The sequence below is a fragment of the Xanthomonas sp. SS genome, assembly GCF_014236835.1.
Lineage (GTDB): Bacteria > Pseudomonadota > Gammaproteobacteria > Xanthomonadales > Xanthomonadaceae > Xanthomonas_A.
This window is the reverse complement of sequence record NZ_CP051190.1, coordinates 2,292,505-2,308,537: the sequence shown is the minus strand read 5'-3', so window position 1 is coordinate 2,308,537 and position 16,033 is coordinate 2,292,505. Positions and strand designations below refer to the sequence as shown.

The following is a 16,033-nucleotide window of genomic DNA, read 5'->3' as shown; positions in this document are numbered from 1 at the left end:
AGCGGCAGACCCGCCGTTGCGAATCCCCAATCCCGACTCCCCAATCCCCGCCTCTAAACCATAAATTGCTCGCTCAAGATCCGCTCCTCCAGGTTGTGCTCCGGATCGAACAGCAGGGTGACCAGGCGATCGCGCGATTCGCGGATGGTGACTTCGACCACGTCGCGGGTCTCGTGCGAGTCGGCGGTGACGCTGACCGGGCGCTTGTACGGATCGAGCACGCGCAGGCGCACTTCGGTGTCGGCCTTGAGGATCGCGCCGCGCCAGCGCCGCGGCCGGTACGGGGCGATCGGAGTCAGCGCCAGGGTATGCGAACCCAGCGGCAGGATCGGCCCGTGCGCCGAGGAGTTGTAGGCGGTGCTGCCGGCCGGCGTGGCCACCATCACCCCGTCGCAGATCAGTTCGTCGACCCGGGTCTGGCCGTTGAGGTCGATGCTGACGTGCGCGGCCTGGCGGGTCTGCCGCAGCAGCGACACTTCGTTGTAGGCCAGCGAGCCGGTGGTGGTGCCGGACTCGGTCTGCGCCAGCATCTCCAGCGGCCGCAGCTTGGCCGGCTCGGCCTGCGCCAGGCGTACCACCAGGTCGTCGTCCAGATGCTGGTTCATCAGGAAACCGACCGATCCCAGCTTCATGCCGAACACCGGTTTGCCCAGGCCGCCGTGGCGATGCAGGGTCTGCAGCATGAAGCCGTCGCCGCCGAGCGCGCACAGCACATCGGCGTCGGCCGGCGCATGGTCGCCATAGCGTGCGATCAGCTGATCGCGCGCGGCGAGCGCGGCCGGCGCGGTGCTGGCGAGGAAACAGATGCGGGGAGAAGACGGCAGGACGGGAACGTTCATGCCGCGATCATACCCGGCACGCCGTTACGCGCGCGCGGCCACGCAGGCGCCGCCGGCGTTAGCGTCCGGATGCGTAATCGTCGTAGACGGTGCGCGCAGCCTGTTCCTGCATGTCCTGGCGCACCGACTCCGGCACGACGGCGAGCAGGCGTTCGCGGACCTGCTGTGCCAGCGGCGCGGACTTGATGTCGCCCATGCCCTCGCTCTGCCGCGCCTCGGCCAGGCACAACCAGTACCAGGCGCGTGCGACATCCCGGCATGAAGGCGGGCCAAAGGCCTGGATCCAGGCTAGTTCGGGTTCCCAGCCGGCGCCCTCGCGCCAGCCGCGCTCGCCCCATTGCGCCAGCAGCGCGGCATGATCCGGCTCGGTGCCCACGCCCAGAAAACAGCGGCAGCCGTATTCCCGGTAGGCGACGCTGAAGCCATTGCCCAGCCAGGTGCGGGCGTAGACCGCGCGCTTCAACGCGGCCAGCGCCGCGGCCTGCTCGCCGCTGGCGTCCAGGTGCAGAAACCACGCATACGCGGCCTCGCCGAACGACGCCTTGGACAGCGCGCGCAGCGGCGCCAGGTTGCCTTGCCGCTGTTCCTGCAGCGCACGCTGCAGCCGCACCTCCAAAGACGGCCGCCGGGCCAGCAGCACCAGCAGCAGCACGACGAACGCGGGAATGAGAAGGTAGATCATGGTCTGTGCCGGCGCGAAGCCGCGGAACGCGGCGCGGACGGCACGCGTAGTATCGGACAGCTCGGCGCCAGGGCGAACGGCGCCGCAGCCGCAAGCGTGGCCTTCGGCACCATGCGAGGTGCGCCGGCATGGCGGCAGACGCCATGTCCGCTCCGCCGGAAGGGGCATGGCGACAACCGCAGCGACCGGACCACACGGCCCGGCGCTGCCGACCTCCGCACCGGGCCCGCAACGCGGGCCCGCGCACGGAGGATCACACGCCGTGCGCCGCCAGCTGGCCCAGCCGCTGCACCGCCACCGACACGGTCGGGTAGTCCAGCGTCTTCTGCGCCGACAGTTCCTGCAGCATGTTCAAGGTGAAGCGCAGGCTGCTGTCGTCGCGCTGCAACCACTGCTGCACCTTGGCCTCGGCATTGCCGCCCGGCAACGCCAGGGCCTGCCCGGCCAACGCGCCGTGGTGCTTGGCCAGTTCGTCGCGCAGCACGCCGCGGGCCACCGCATGCCAGCGGCCATTGACCTCCAGCGCGTCGATCTGCTCGAACAGCCACGGCAGCTGCAAGGCCTCGCCGAGGCGGAAATGCACCTTCGACACCTCCACCGGCTTGAGCTTGCGGGTGCGCGCCATCTCGATGATGTCGAACGCCGGCTCCAGGAAGCGCAGTTCCGACAGCTGCTGCGCCAGCGCAGGCGGCAGGCCCTTGTCCTGCCATTCCTGCACCAGCGCCTCGTACAGCGGACGCTGCGAGTCCGACAGCACGCCGGAGGCGACGCGGATGTCGTTGAACGGCTCGTGATAGCGGTCCACCGCCGCGGTGATGCCGGGCATCGGGCCGGGCCGGAACAGCAGCCAGCGCACGAATGCGCGCTGCAGCCTCCAGATCACTTCCAGCGCATCGATCTGCACCGACTCGGGCACCTGCCCGTCCAGTGCGTCGATCTGCGTCCACAGCGCGCGCGCATCCAGCGTCTCGCGGCTGATGGTGTACGCCTTGGCCACCTCGCCGATGCTGCGCCCGGTGTCTTCCTGCATGCGCATCAGGAAAGTCGCGCCCATGCGGTTGATGGTGGTGTTGGTGACCGCGGTGGCGATGATCTCGCGCTTCAGCCGGTGCCGCTCCATCGCATCGGCGTACTTCTTCTGCAGCGGCTGCGGGAAGTAGCGCTGCAGCTCCTTGGACAGGTACGGGTCCTCGGGGATGTCCGATTCCAGCAGCTGCTGGAACGCGACCAGCTTGGAGTAGGACAGCAGCACCGCCAGCTCCGGCCGGGTCAGGCCCTGGCCGCGGGCCTTGCGCGCTGAAATCTCCGCGTCCGACGGCAGGTATTCGATCTGCCGGTCGAGCAGGCCCTGCGCTTCCAGGGTGCGGATGAAGTGCTGCTTGGAGCCCAGGCGCTTGACGCTCATCCGCTCCATCAGGCTCAGCGCCTGGTTCTGGCGGATGTTGTCCCACAGCACCAGCTCGGCGACCTCGTCGGTCATCGACGCCAGCAGCGTGTTGCGCGCGGCCACGGTCAGCTTCTTGGCCTGCACCACGTCGTTGAGCAGGATCTTGATGTTGACCTCGTGGTCGGAGGTGTCCACACCGGCCGAGTTGTCGATGAAGTCGGTGTTGAGCAGCACCCCGACCTGCGCGGCCTCGATGCGGCCGAGCTGGGTCAGGCCCAGGTTGCCGCCTTCGCCGACGATCTTGCAGCGCAGCTCACCGCCGTTGACGCGCAGACCGTTGTTGGCGCGGTCGCCGACGTCGCCATGGGTCTCGCTGGCGGCCTTGACGTAGGTGCCGATGCCGCCGTTCCAGAACAGGTCCACCGGCGCCTTGAGGATGGCGTTCATCAGCTCGTTGGGCGAGAGCTGCTTGACGCCCGGCTCCAGGCCCAGCGCCTCGCGCACCGGCGCGCTGATCTCGATCGATTTCAGCGTGCGCGGATAGAGGCCGCCGCCGGCGCTGATCAGCTTGGCGTCGTAGTCGGCCCAGCTGGAGCGCGGCAGCTTGAACAGGCGTTCGCGCTCGGCGAACGAGGCCGCCGGGTCCGGGGTCGGATCCAGGAAGATGTGGCGGTGGTCGAACGCGGCCAGCAGGCGGATGTGCCGCGACAGCAGCATGCCGTTGCCGAACACGTCGCCGGACATGTCGCCGATGCCGACCACGCTGAAGTCTTCGCTCTGGCAATCGCGGCCCAGCGCGCGGAAGTGGCGCTTGACCGACTCCCAGGCGCCGCGTGCGGTGATGCCCATGCCCTTGTGGTCGTAGCCGACCGAGCCGCCGGAGGCGAACGCGTCGCCGAGCCAGAAGCCGTGGTCGATCGCCAGCCCGTTGGCGATGTCGGAGAACGTGGCGGTGCCCTTGTCGGCGGCGACAACCAGGTACGGATCGTCCTGGTCGTGGCGCACCACCTGCGGCGGCGCCACGATCTTGCCGCCGACGATGTTGTCGGTGATGTCGAGCAGGCCCTGGATGAACAGCTTGTAGCAGGCGATGCCTTCGGCCAGCACCGCGTCGCGGTCGCCTCCGGCCGGCGAACGCTTGCAGAAGAAGCCGCCCTTGGCGCCGACCGGCACGATCACCGTGTTCTTGACCATCTGCGCCTTGACCAGGCCCAGCACCTCGGTGCGGAAATCTTCGCGCCGGTCCGACCAACGCAGGCCGCCGCGCGCCACCGCGCCGAAGCGCAGGTGCACGCCTTCCACGCGCGGGCCGTACACGAAGATCTCGCGGTACGGACGCGGCTTGGGCAGCTCCGGCACCTTGGCCGAATCGAGCTTGAAGCTGATGCAATGGCCCAGGCCGCCATCCTTGCCGGTCTGGTAGTAGCTGGTGCGCAGGGTCGCTTCGATCACGCCCTTGAAACTGCGCAGGATGCGGTCCTCGTCGAGGCTGGCGACCTGGTCGAACAGCTTCAGCAGCGCGGCATTGGCCGCATCCAGCTGCGCGGCGCGGTCGCCGCGGCGCGCTTCGATCACCGGCTGCAGCGCCTTCAGCGCGCCTTCGTCGCCGCCTGCCAGCAGGGTCAGCTGCGCCGCCAGCACGGCCTGGCCGTCGGCGATCTGCGCCTTGCTCTCGCTGCCGGTGGCCGGATCGAAGCGCGCCTCGAACAGTTCCACCAGCAGCCGCGCCAGCAGCGGATAGCGCGTGCAGGTCTCTTCGACGTAGGCCTGCGAGAACGGCACCCCGGTCTGCAGCAGGTACTTGCAGTAGCCGCGCAGGATCGCCACCTGGCGCCAGCCCAGCCCGGCGCCGACGATCAGGCGGTTGAAGCCGTCGTTCTCGGCATCGCCGCGCCAGATGCGCACGAACGCCTCGCACAGCGGCGCATCGGCGCGCTCGACATCGATGCTGCCGGCCAGCGGCTCCACTTCGAAGTCCTGGATGTACAGCAGCGTGCCGTCCACGGTGAGCCGGTACGGGCGCTCGGAGATCACCCGCAGGCCCAGGTTCTCCATCATCGGCAGCACGTCCGACAGCGGCAGGTCGTCGTGCTGGCGGTACAGCTTCAGGCGCAGGCTGTCGGCGCCGTCGCGGCGCAGCGCCTGCAGGCTCAGGTGCAGGTCGTCGGGACCGCGCAGCGCGGCCAGGCGTTCGACGTCGCGCGCGGCGATCTGCGCGGTCGATTCCTCGATGTAGCCGGCCGGCAGCGCGCGGCCATAGTTGGCGGCCAGGCGCAGGCCGTCGCGCTCGCCGTGGCTGGCGACCAGCGCCTCGCGCAGGTCGTCCTGCCAGTTGCGCAGCAGGTGCGCCAGGCGCGCTTCTAGTTCGGTGGTATCGAATTCCAGCGCTTCGCCGGGCTTGGGCCGCACGATCAGATGCAGCTGCGCCAGCGGCGATTCGCCCAGCACCACGCTGGAGTCGATGTATTCGCCGTGCAGCGCGTCCTTCAGCAATGCCTCGATGCGCAGGCGCACATCGGTGTTGAAGCGCTCGCGCGGGATGTAGACCAAGGCGGAGATGAAGCGGCCGTACTTGTCGCGGCGCAGGAACAGGCGGCTGCGCACCCGCTCCTGCAGGCCGAGGATGCCCATGGCGGTGCGGTACAGCTCTTCCTCGTTGGACTGGAACAGTTCCTCGCGCGGCAGCGTCTCCAGGATGTGGCGCAGCGCCTTGCCGCTGTGGCTGCTCGGGGTCAGCCCGGACTTGCGCATCACGTAGTCGTGGCGCTCGCGCACCAGCGGGATCTCCCACGGGCGGCGGTTGTAGGCGCTGGAGGTGAACAGGCCGAGGAAACGCTGCTCGGCGACGATGCGGCCCTTGGCGTCGAATTCCAGCACGCCGATGTAGTCCATGTAGCCGCTGCGGTGCACCCGCGAGCGCGCATTGGTCTTGGTCAGGATCAGCGCTTCCTTGATCCCCGATTCGCTGAGGCCGTGCGCGGCCAGCGTGCGCACCGGCCGCGACGGCGACTTGTCGTGGCCGCGCAGCAGGCCCAGGCCGCTGTCATCCAGCGGCGCCAGCACGTCTTCGCCGCCCTGCTTCTCGACCCGGTATTCGCGGTAGCCGAAGAAGGTGAAATGGTCGGCCGCGGCCCAGCGCAGGAACTCCTGCGCTTCGCGCCGGCCCTTGTCGTCCACCGGCAGGCGCCGCGTGGTCAGGTCGTCGGCCAGGGTCAGCATCTTTTCGCGCATGCCGCTCCAGTCGCGCACGATGTTGCGCACTTCGCCGAGAATGCGCTGGATCGCCGCATCCACCCGCGGCATGTCTTCCGGCGGCTGCCGGTCGATCTCCAGCAGCATCAGCGATTCCGGCTTGCCCTCGCCGACCGTCTCCAGCTTGCCGCTCTTGTCGCGGCTCATGCGCAGCACCGGATGGCCGAGCACGTGCACGCCGATGCCCAACTCCGACAGCGCCATGCTCACCGAATCCACCAGGAACGGCATGTCGTCGTTGACGATCTGCAGCACCGTGCGCGAGGACTCCCAGCCGTCTTCCTTCAGGCTCGGATTGAACACCCGCACGTTGAACGTGCCCGGCTTGCGCTTGCGCGCGAACTCCAGCATCGACGCCGCCAGCGCCGCCCATTCCTGCGCGCTGTGGTGGGGGAACTCGTCCTCCTCCATGCGCTTGTAGAACTCCTCGGCGAAGGCCTGCGCCTCGGCCTGGCGGCCGCCCGGGTAGCGCTGGCGCAGGGCCGCGTACACCGGCTCCAGGCTGAAGCCGCCGCCGGCGGTGGCCGGCACCGCGTCGATCACCCGCGAATTGGCGGTGGCGCGCGCCGCGCCGCGCTTGCTCGCGACCGGGGCGGCCTTGGCCTGCTTGGCGGACGGCTTGGCCGATGCCTTGGACGAGGAGGAAGCGGGCTTGGACGCGGACTTGCTGGAGGATCCGGCCGAGGACGTGCTGGAACGGGAAGCGTCTGATTTGGGTTTCATGACGGGGAGCAACAACGATGCTCGTTGGGAAAGCCAGAATTGTACCGGTGGCGCGTTCAACTACCTTGCTGCATGGCGCAAACCGGGCCGGGGAACGAAACGACACGCCATATCGGGCAAAGTCGCGCGCACCGCCGTCACGCTGTCCTAACTTCGTACGGCGGAGCGTCGCCGATGCCGGGGACTTGTCGCGATCGGCGCGCCGATGTCAAGGCTGTTCCAATTCTAAACTGGACGGTATAGTCCACATTCAATGACCGCCTCCCCTGCCCCGTCCCGCCTGCCCCAGGCGCGCGATCAGCGCGTGTACGCCGCCGTGCGCGAACTGTTGGCCGAAGCCGGCATGCGCCTGAGCATGGATGCGGTGGCCGCGCGCGCCGGCTGCTCCAAGCAGACCCTGTACAGCCGCTACCGCAGCAAGCAGGACCTGCTGCAGCGGGTGATGCAGGACCACACCGAACTGAGCGCCACGCACCTGGGTCCGGCGCAGGGCGAGCTGCGCGGCAGCCTGCTGCGCTTCGCCCGCGAGTACCTGGAGCAGCTGTCCGAGCCGAGCGTGCTGCAGAGCTGCCAGCTGATCGCCGCCGAATCGCGGCATTTTCCCGAGCAGGTGCGCGCGCTGTTCCGCGACAGCGCCGAGGCGCTGATGCAGCGCCTGAGCGAGCGCCTGCAACTGGCGGTGGCCGCCGGCCAGCTGCGCCATGACGATCCGCACTTCATGGCCGAACTGCTGTTGAGCATGATCGTCGGGATGGATTTCGAGCGCCAACGCTTCCATACCGCCCATCGCAGCGATGCCGCCGCGCAGCGCGCCTGGGCCGAATTCGCCGTCGACGGTTTTCTGCGCGCGTTCGCCGCGCCCCCTGCCCCTTCCCTTTCGTTTTCGATACCAGACCGGAGTACCACCCGATGACCTCCCCGTTGCGTTCTCTCGCCCTGGCCTGCGCCGTCGTGGTGGTGTTGGCGTCCTGCAAGAAACAAGAGGAACAGCAGGCCATGCCGCCGCCGGAAGTGGGCGTGCTGGAAGCCAAGCCGCAGACGCTGCCGTTGCAGCGCGACATGGTCGGGCGCCTGTCCGCCTACCGCAGCGCCGACGTGCGCGCCCGCGTGGCCGGGGTGCTGGAAAAGCGCCTGTACACCGAAGGCACCGACGTGAAGGAAGGCCAGCCGCTGTTCCAGATCGACCCGGCGCCGCTGCGCGCCTCGCTGGCGTCGGCGCAGGGCCAGCTGGCCGCGGCCGAGGCGACCTACGCCAACGCCAAGGTCGCCGCCACCCGCGCGCGCAGCCTGGCCCCGCAGGCCTACGTGTCCAAATCCGACCTGGACACCGCCGAGGCCACCGAACGCACCTCGGCCGCGTCGGTGCAGCAGGCGCGCGCCGCGGTGGACACCGCACGCATCAACCTGGGCTACGCCACCGTCACCGCGCCGATCGCCGGCCGCGCCGGCAAGCAGCAGGTCACCGAAGGCGCACTGGTCGGCCAGGGCGACACCACCCTGCTGACCACGATCGACCAGCTCGACCCGCTGTACGTGAACTTCTCGATGAGTTCGGACGAACTGGCGCAACTGCGCCAGGCGCAGACCCAGGGCAACGTGGCGCTGAACGACGAGGGCAAGTCGACCGTGCAGGTCAAGCTCGGCGACGGCAGCGTCTATGCCCAGTCCGGCACGCTGGACTTCTCCGACACCGCGGTCGATCCGAGCACCGGCTCGGTGACCCTGCGCGCCTTGCTGCCCAACCCGGACCGGGTGCTGCTGCCCGGCGCGTTCGTCAGCTTCGCCGCCAACCTGGGCCAGCGCAACAACGCCTACCTGATCCCGCAGGAAGCGATCCAGCGCGACGCCAAGGGCGCCTACGCGCTGTTGGTCGGCAAGGACGGCAAGGTGCTGCGCAAGGACGTGGTCACCGTCGGCCAGCAGGAAGGCAAGTGGATCGTCGGCTCCGGCCTGGCCGCCGGCGACCAGGTCATCGTCTCCGGCCTGCAGAAGGCCAAGGAAGGCGCGCCGGCCAAGGCCACGCCGTGGACCCCGGGCGCAGCACCGGGCCAGGCGCCGGGTGGCGCCGCGCCGCAGGGCCAGGCGCCCGCCGCAGGTGCCGCACCGCAGGACAAGGCCGCCGGCCAACCGCAGGGCGCAGCGAGCGGCGACACGCCGGCCGCCGCGGCCGATTCCAAGCCCGAGCAGCAGTAACGGACCCCCGCCATGCCTAAGTTCTTCATCGAACACCCGGTCTTCGCCTGGGTGGTGGCGATCCTGATCTCGCTCAGCGGCGTGATCGCCATCCTCAACCTCGGCGTCGAGTCCTATCCCTCGATCGCGCCGCCGCAGGTCACCGTCACCGCGACCTACCCCGGCGCCAGCGCCGACACCACCGAACGCTCGGTCACCCAGGTGATCGAGCAGCAGCTGACCGGCATCGATCACCTGCTGTACTTCAGCTCCTCGTCCTCCTCCAGCGGCACCGCCACCGTCACCCTGACCTTCGAGACCGGCACCAATGCCGACATCGCCCAGGTGCAGGTGCAGAACAAGGTGTCGCTGGCGACACCGCGCCTGCCCTCGGAAGTGACCGCGCAGGGCGTGGTGGTGGCCAAGGCCAACGCCGGCTTCCTCAGCGTGATCGCGCTGCGTTCGGACAACCCGTCGATCGACCGCAGCGCGCTCAACGACATCGTCGGCTCGCGCGTGCTGGAGCAGATCTCGCGCGTGCCCGGCGTCGGCAGCACCCAGCAGTTCGGCGCCGAATACGCGATGGACATCTGGCTGAACCCGGAAAAGCTGCAGGGTTATCACCTGTCGCCGAGCCAGGTGTACAACGCGATCAGCGCGCAGAACGTGCAGTTCGCCGCCGGCTCGATCGGTTCGGATCCGGCCCCGTCCGGGCAGTCGTTCACCGCCACTGTCACCGCCGAAGGCCGCTTCAGTTCGCCCGAGCAGTTCGAGAACATCATCCTGCGCGCGGACGGCAACGGCAGCGTGGTGCGGCTGAAGGACGTGGCGCGGGTCGCGTTCGGCCCGACCAGCTTCGGCTTCGACACGCAGTACAACGGCAAGCCGACCGGCGCGTTCGCGATCCAGCTGCTGCCCGGCGCCAATGCGCTGAGCGTGTCCGAGGCGGTCAAGGCCAAGATGGACGAACTGCAGCCGAGCTTCCCGCAGGGCGTGAGCTGGTTCACCCCGTACGAAAGCACCACCTTCGTGCGCATCTCGATCGAGGAGGTGGTCAAGACCCTGGCCGAGGCGATCGTGCTGGTGTTCCTGGTGATGCTGGTGTTCCTGCAGAACTTCCGCGCCACCATCATCCCCACCCTGGTGATCCCGGTGGCGCTGCTGGGCACCTTCCTGGGCATGTGGGTGATCGGCTTCACCATCAACCAGCTGACCCTGTTCGCGATGGTGCTGGCGATCGGCATCGTGGTCGACGATGCGATCGTGGTGATCGAGAACGTCGAACGCATCATGTCCGAAGAGCACCTGGCGCCGAAGGCGGCCACGCAGAAGGCGATGACCCAGATCACCGGCGCAGTGGTGGCGATCACCGTGGTGCTGGCGGCGGTGTTCATCCCCTCGGCGATGCAGCCCGGCGCGGCCGGCGCGATCTACAAGCAGTTCGCGATCACCATCGCCATGGCGATGGGGTTCTCGGCGTTCCTGGCGCTGAGCTTCACCCCGGCGCTGTGTGCGGCGTTCCTGAAGGCCACCCACAACGAGAACCCGAACTGGGTGTACCGCAACTTCAACAAGTACTACGACAAGCTGGCCAACCGCTACGTCGGCGCGGTCGGCGGCACCATTCGCCGCGCGCCGCGCTGGATGGCGGTGTTCGCGTTGCTGGTGGTGCTGTGCGGCTTCCTGTTCACGCGCATGCCCGGCAGCTTCCTGCCCGAGGAAGACCAGGGCTTCGCGCTGGCGATCGTGCAGTTGCCGCCGGGCGCCACGGTCGGCCGCACCAATGAGGTGTTCGCGCAGATGCGCGGCGTGCTGCAGCAGCAGCCGGCCGTGGAAGGCATGCTGCAGGTGGCCGGCTTCAGCTTCCTGGGCCGCGGCGAGAACGTCGGCATGGGCTTCATCCGGCTCAAGCCGTGGGCCGACCGCGACGTCACTGCCACCGACCTGATCCAGCAGTTGAACGGGATGTTCTACGGCATCAAGGGCGCGCAGATCTTCGTGGTCAACCTGCCCACGGTGAACGGCCTGGGCCAGTTCGGCGGCTTCGACATGTGGCTGCAGGACCGCACCGGTGCCGGCGAGGAGGCGCTGACCCAGGCGCGCAACATCCTGCTCGGCAAGGCCGCCGCGCGCCAGGATGCGCTGGCCGGGGTACGCCCCAACGGCCTGGAAAACGCGCCGCAGCTGCAGCTGAGCGTGGACCGGGTACAGGCGCAGTCGATGGGCCTGTCGGTCAGCGACATCTACCAGTCGATCCAGATGATGCTGGCGCCGGTGTACGTCAACGACTTCTTCTACGAAGGCCGCATCAAGCGCGTCAACATGCAAGCCGACGCGCCGTTCCGCACTGGCCCGGAGTCGCTGCGCAACTTCTACGTGCCCAGCAGCAGCGCCACCGACAGCGACGGCCTGCCGCAGATGATCCCGCTGAGCACGGTGGTGAAGTCGAACTGGATCTACAGCTCGCCGTCGCTGAGCCGCTACAACGGCTACTCGGCGGTCAACGTGGTCGGCAACCCGGCTCCGGGCGGCAGTTCCGGCCAGGCGATGAGCGCGATGGAGGAGATCGTCAACAACGACCTGCCGCCGGGCTTCGGCTTCGACTGGAGCGGCATGTCGTACCAGGAGATCATCGCCGGCAACAGCGCCACGCTGCTGCTGGTGCTGTCGATCGTGGTGGTGTTCCTGTGTCTGGCGGCGCTGTACGAGAGCTGGTCGATTCCGGTGTCGGTGCTGCTGGTGGTGCCGATCGGCGTGCTCGGCGCGATCACCTTCTCGCTGCTGCGCGGCCTGCCGAACGATATCTACTTCAAGATCGGCATGATCACGGTGATCGGCCTGGCGGCGAAGAACGCGATCCTGATCGTGGAGTTCGCGGTGGAGCAGCGTGCGGCGGGCAAGACCCTGCGCGAAGCGGCCACCGAGGCGGCGCACCTGCGCTTCCGTCCGATCCTGATGACCTCGTTCGCGTTCATCCTCGGCGTGCTGCCAATGGCGATCTCCACCGGCGCCGGCGCCAACGCGCGCCACTCGATCGGCACCGGCGTGATCGGCGGCATGGTGTTCGCCACCCTGCTCGGCGTGCTGTTCATCCCGCTGTTCTTCGTGGTGGTGCGGCGCATGCTCGGCGACAAGCTGGACGAGCCGTCGAAGGAATACGTGGCGATCCAGCAGGAAGGGCAGAACCGGAACCAGCCGGACAGGTGAGGAGCCGGGATTGGGGAGTGGGGATTCGGGATTGGATCTCCACGCCTTGCACACCCCGCGCTTCATCGCTACAAAAAAGCGGCCGCAAGGCCGCTTTTTTGTTGGTCGGATTTCGGCAGGACGGTTCGGGGCGCGAGCCTCTAGTGAAAAGCCTTGGCGACGTCACAGGGCTTCCACCCCGATGCACTCCGGTTGGAACCCACCATTATCCTCCCGCAAAAAAAGCGGCCTTGCGGCCGCTTCTTCGTGTTCCTCACCGGATCAGGAACTGGCGAATCCCCAATCCCGAATCCCCAATCCCGGCCTCAGCGCAACCCGGTCTCGTTACGGGCGATCACCAATCGCTGGATCTCGCTGGTGCCTTCGTAGATCTCGGTGATCTTGGCGTCGCGGAAATAGCGTTCCAGCGGCATTTCCTTGGAGTAGCCCATGCCGCCATGGATCTGCACCGCCTGGTGGGTGATCCACATCGCCGCTTCGGACGCGGTCAGCTTGGCCACCGAGGCCTCGGTGGTGAAGCGCTGGCCCTGCCCCTTCACCCATGCCGCGCGCAGCGTCAGCAGCAGCGACGCGTCGAGCTTGCACTTCATGTCGGCGATCTTGGCCTGGGTCATCTGGAACGCGCCGATCGGCGAGCCGAACGCCTTGCGCTCCTTCACGTAGTCCAGGGTGGCCTGGTAGGCGGCGCGGGCGATGCCGATCGCCTGCGAGGCGATGCCGATGCGGCCGGCGTCGAGCACGCTCATCGCGATCTTGAAGCCCTCGCCCGGCGCGCCCAGCACCTCCTCCGGGGTCGCCACGTAGTCCTGGAACTCGATCTCGCAGGTGGCCGAGGCGCGGATGCCGAGCTTGGGCTCGGTCTTGCCGCGATGGAAGCCGGGCTTGTCGGTGTCGATCACGAACGCGGTGATGCCGCGCGAACCCTGCTCCGGATCGGTCACCGCGAACAGCACGATGTACTTGGCGACCGGGCCGGAGGTGATCCAGCTCTTCTTGCCGTTGATCACGAAGCTGCCGTCGTCCTGGCGCACCGCCCGGCAACGCATCGCGGTGGCGTCGGAGCCGGACTGCGGCTCGGTCAACGCGAACGCGCCGATGTGGCTGCCGTCGGCGATCGCGCGCACGTACTTCTGCTTCTGCGCCTCGTTGCCGTTCTTCAGGATGCCGGCGCAGAACAGCGAGTTGTTGACCGACACGATAGTGGAATGGGCGGCGTCGCCGGCGGCGATCTCGACCATCGCCAGCACGTAGGCGATCGGGTCCATGCCGGCGCCGCCGTATTCCTCCGGCACCTCAATGCCCATCAGCCCGTTCTCGCCGAGCAGGCGGATGTTCTCCAACGGGAATTCGCCGGTGCGGTCGTGATGCTCGGCGCTCGGGGCGATCCGTTCCTGGGCGATGCGTCGCGCCACGTCTTGGATCATCAATTGTTCTTCAGTAAAGCTGAAATCCACGTAGAACCCCTCCCGGGCTGTCTGGTGCGCCATTGTAGCCACCCAGACCATACGCAGGCGTGTGCACGACTTGACCCGATGCGCCCGCGGGAACAGAATATCTCTATATCGCGATAGGAAGATATTAATGGATCTGGAGGACTGGTCGACCCGGCTGAAGGTGTTCGCGGATGCGACCCGGGTACGCCTGCTGGCCTTGCTGGAGCAGGAAGAGCTGACCGTGGCCGAGCTGTCGGCGATCACCCGGCTGGCGCAACCGCGCGTGTCCACCCACCTGGCCAAGCTGAAGGAGGCCGGGCTGGTGCGCGACCGCCGCGCCGGCGTGTCGGCCTACTACCGCTTCGACGAGGCGCAGCTGGACCCGGCGCAGCGCGCGCTGTGGCTGGCGCTGAGCACCGGCAGCGACGATCCGCTGTTGCGCCAGGACGCCGAGCGCGTGGCCGCGGTGCTGGCCAACCGCGCCGCCGACCAGAACTGGGCCGATTCGGTGGCCGGCGACATGGAACGCCACTACTCGCCCGGGCGCACCTGGGAAGCGCTGGCGCGCACCGCGTTGCCGCTGCTGGAAACCGGCGACGTGCTCGACATCGCCTCCGGCGACGGCGTGCTGGCCGAGCTGGTGGCCCCGCATGCGCGCCGCTATGTGTGCATCGACACCAGCGCACGGGTGGTGGCCGCGGCCAGCGAACGCCTGCGCCGCCTGAGCAACGTGGAAGTACGCGAAGGCGACATGCACGCGCTGCCGTTCGCCGATGCCAGCTTCGACCTGGTGGTGATGATGCACGCGCTGACCTACGCGGCCAAGCCGGCGCAGGCGGTGGCCGAGTCGGCGCGGGTGCTGCGCCCCGGCGGGCGCCTGCTGCTGTGCAGCCTCGCCCGCCACGAACACAAGGCCGCGGTGCAGGCCTACGGCCACGTCAACCTGGGCTTCGCCTCCAAGGAGCTGCGCAAGTTCGTCGACAAGGCCGGACTGGACGTGTCCAGCCTGGAAACCGTGACCCGCGAAAAGCGGCCGCCGCACTTCGAGGTGATTTCGTTGATTGCGGTGAAGCCGGGATTCGGGAATGGGGATTCGGAAATCGCAAAGGCAAAAGCAGGAGCAAGCGAATGAGCATCTCTTACGGTTCTTCTCAGTCCCAGATTCCCTGGCTGCATCCGCAGCGCACGCAAAAGCTGTTGCAGGCGCTGTCCGAACGCATCCTGATCATCGATGGCGCGATGGGCACCATGATCCAGCGCCACGACCTGCAGGAGGCCGACTACCGCGGCGAGCGTTTCGCCGACGGCTACGACGGCACGCACGTGCACGGACCCGGCTGCGACCACGCGCCGCAGGGCCATGATCTGAAGGGCAACAACGACCTGTTGCTGCTGTCGCGGCCGGAAGTCATCGCCGGCATCCATCGCGCCTACCTCGACGCCGGCGCCGACCTGCTGGAAACCAACACCTTCAACGCCACCTCGATCAGCCAGGCCGACTACCACCTGGAACACCTGGTCTACGAATTGAACAAGGCCGGCGCGCAGGTCGCGCGCGACTGCTGCGACGCGGTCGAGGCACTCACCCCGGACAAGCCGCGCTTCGTCATCGGCGTGCTCGGCCCGACCAGCCGCACCGCCTCGATCAGCCCCGACGTCAACGATCCCGGCTTCCGCAACACCAGCTTCGACGAGCTGCGCGGCACCTATCGCGAAGCGGTCGAAGGCCTGATCGACGGCGGCGCCGACACGCTGATGGTGGAAACCATCTTCGACACGCTCAACGCCAAGGCGGCGCTGTACGCGATCGAGGAAGTGTTCGACGCGCGCGGCGGGCGCCTGCCGGTGATGATCTCCGGCACCATCACCGACGCCTCCGGGCGCACCCTGTCCGGGCAGACCGCCGAAGCGTTCTACGCCTCGGTCGCGCACGGCCGGCCGCTGTCGGTGGGGCTGAACTGCGCGCTCGGCGCCAGCGACCTGCGCCCGCACGTGGAGACCCTGGCGCGGATCGCCGACGGCTACGTCAGCGCGCATCCCAACGCCGGCCTGCCCAACGCGTTCGGCGAGTACGACGAGACCCCCGAGGAAATGGCGGCGACGCTCAAGGAGTTCGCCGAATCCGGCTTGCTCAACCTGGTCGGCGGCTGCTGCGGCACCACCCCGGCGCATATCCAGGCGATCGCCGAGGCGGTGCGTGGGCTGCGTCCGCGCACGCCGCTGGCGGCGCAGGCACAGGCGGCCTGAGATGCGCGCGCATCCCCTGCCCCGCTACGCATTCGCAGCGCAGGCGCGCCGCATGGCGTGCGCTGCGCCCGCCGGCCGCGCCTGCGCGTCC

The 16,033-nt window shown here is 68.4% G+C and carries 9 protein-coding genes; 5 read left to right on the top strand and 4 right to left on the bottom strand.

Features of this window, described 5'->3' with window-relative positions:
* Positions 1-53: 53 nt before the first annotated feature.
* The 3 genes from HEP74_RS09475 to HEP74_RS09465 form a co-directional block, all read right to left on the bottom strand.
* Complete coding sequence (locus HEP74_RS09475; protein ID WP_185816567.1) at positions 54-824, bottom strand: NAD kinase; 771 nt, start codon at positions 822-824, stop codon at positions 54-56.
* A 73-nt stretch (positions 825-897) separates the two neighbouring features.
* The gene (locus tag HEP74_RS09470) at positions 898-1,521 is read right to left on the bottom strand and encodes a hypothetical protein (protein WP_185816213.1); all 624 of its coding nucleotides are present in this window, start codon (positions 1,519-1,521) and stop codon (positions 898-900) included.
* A gap of 253 nt (positions 1,522-1,774) precedes the next feature.
* The gene (locus HEP74_RS09465; protein ID WP_185816212.1) at positions 1,775-6,883 is read right to left on the bottom strand and encodes an NAD-glutamate dehydrogenase; all 5,109 of its coding nucleotides are present in this window, start codon (positions 6,881-6,883) and stop codon (positions 1,775-1,777) included.
* Positions 6,884-7,136: 253 nt separating this feature from the next.
* Here HEP74_RS09465 and HEP74_RS09460 point away from each other — a divergent pair, with 253 nt between their 5' ends.
* From HEP74_RS09460 to HEP74_RS09450, 3 genes are read left to right on the top strand one after another with little or no spacing between them, the layout of a single operon-like run.
* Complete coding sequence (locus HEP74_RS09460; RefSeq protein WP_053835690.1) at positions 7,137-7,796, top strand: TetR/AcrR family transcriptional regulator; 660 nt, start codon at positions 7,137-7,139, stop codon at positions 7,794-7,796.
* Positions 7,793-9,076 carry an efflux RND transporter periplasmic adaptor subunit gene (locus tag HEP74_RS09455; protein WP_185816211.1) on the top strand — a complete coding sequence of 428 codons (1,284 nt, stop codon included), beginning with the start codon at positions 7,793-7,795 and terminating at the stop codon, positions 9,074-9,076. The genes HEP74_RS09460 and HEP74_RS09455 overlap by 4 nt, the downstream gene beginning before the upstream one ends.
* A gap of 12 nt (positions 9,077-9,088) precedes the next feature.
* The gene (locus HEP74_RS09450; RefSeq protein WP_185816210.1) at positions 9,089-12,262 is read left to right on the top strand and encodes a multidrug efflux RND transporter permease subunit; all 3,174 of its coding nucleotides are present in this window, start codon (positions 9,089-9,091) and stop codon (positions 12,260-12,262) included.
* 305 nt (positions 12,263-12,567) lie between these two features.
* Here the strand turns inward: HEP74_RS09450 and HEP74_RS09445 are convergent, their stop codons facing one another.
* Positions 12,568-13,749, bottom strand: coding sequence for an acyl-CoA dehydrogenase family protein (locus HEP74_RS09445; protein WP_185816209.1), 1,182 nt, complete (start codon positions 13,747-13,749; stop codon positions 12,568-12,570).
* A 94-nt stretch (positions 13,750-13,843) separates the two neighbouring features.
* Here HEP74_RS09445 and HEP74_RS09440 point away from each other — a divergent pair, with 94 nt between their 5' ends.
* Complete coding sequence (locus HEP74_RS09440) at positions 13,844-14,827, top strand: ArsR/SmtB family transcription factor (RefSeq protein ID WP_185816208.1); 984 nt, start codon at positions 13,844-13,846, stop codon at positions 14,825-14,827.
* A complete protein-coding gene (locus tag HEP74_RS09435; protein ID WP_185816207.1) occupies positions 14,824-15,942 on the top strand; it encodes a homocysteine S-methyltransferase family protein in 1,119 nt (372 codons plus the stop codon). Before HEP74_RS09440 ends, HEP74_RS09435 begins: the two co-directional genes overlap by 4 nt.
* Positions 15,943-16,033: the final 91 nt, after the last annotated feature.

Excerpts from the sequence above, each read along its gene's own strand:
- HEP74_RS09460 (WP_053835690.1), top strand. The coding sequence starts at position 7,137 with ATGACCGCCTCCCCTGCCCCGTCCCGCCTGCCCCAGGCGCGCGATCAG.
- HEP74_RS09450 (WP_185816210.1), top strand. The coding sequence starts at position 9,089 with ATGCCTAAGTTCTTCATCGAACACCCGGTCTTCGCCTGGGTGGTGGCG.
- HEP74_RS09465 (WP_185816212.1), bottom strand. The coding sequence starts at position 6,883 with ATGAAACCCAAATCAGACGCTTCCCGTTCCAGCACGTCCTCGGCCGGA.
- HEP74_RS09470 (WP_185816213.1), bottom strand. The coding sequence starts at position 1,521 with ATGATCTACCTTCTCATTCCCGCGTTCGTCGTGCTGCTGCTGGTGCTG.
- HEP74_RS09445 (WP_185816209.1), bottom strand. The coding sequence starts at position 13,749 with ATGGCGCACCAGACAGCCCGGGAGGGGTTCTACGTGGATTTCAGCTTT.
- HEP74_RS09455 (WP_185816211.1), top strand. The coding sequence starts at position 7,793 with ATGACCTCCCCGTTGCGTTCTCTCGCCCTGGCCTGCGCCGTCGTGGTG.
- HEP74_RS09435 (WP_185816207.1), top strand. The coding sequence starts at position 14,824 with ATGAGCATCTCTTACGGTTCTTCTCAGTCCCAGATTCCCTGGCTGCAT.
- HEP74_RS09440 (WP_185816208.1), top strand. The coding sequence starts at position 13,844 with ATGGATCTGGAGGACTGGTCGACCCGGCTGAAGGTGTTCGCGGATGCG.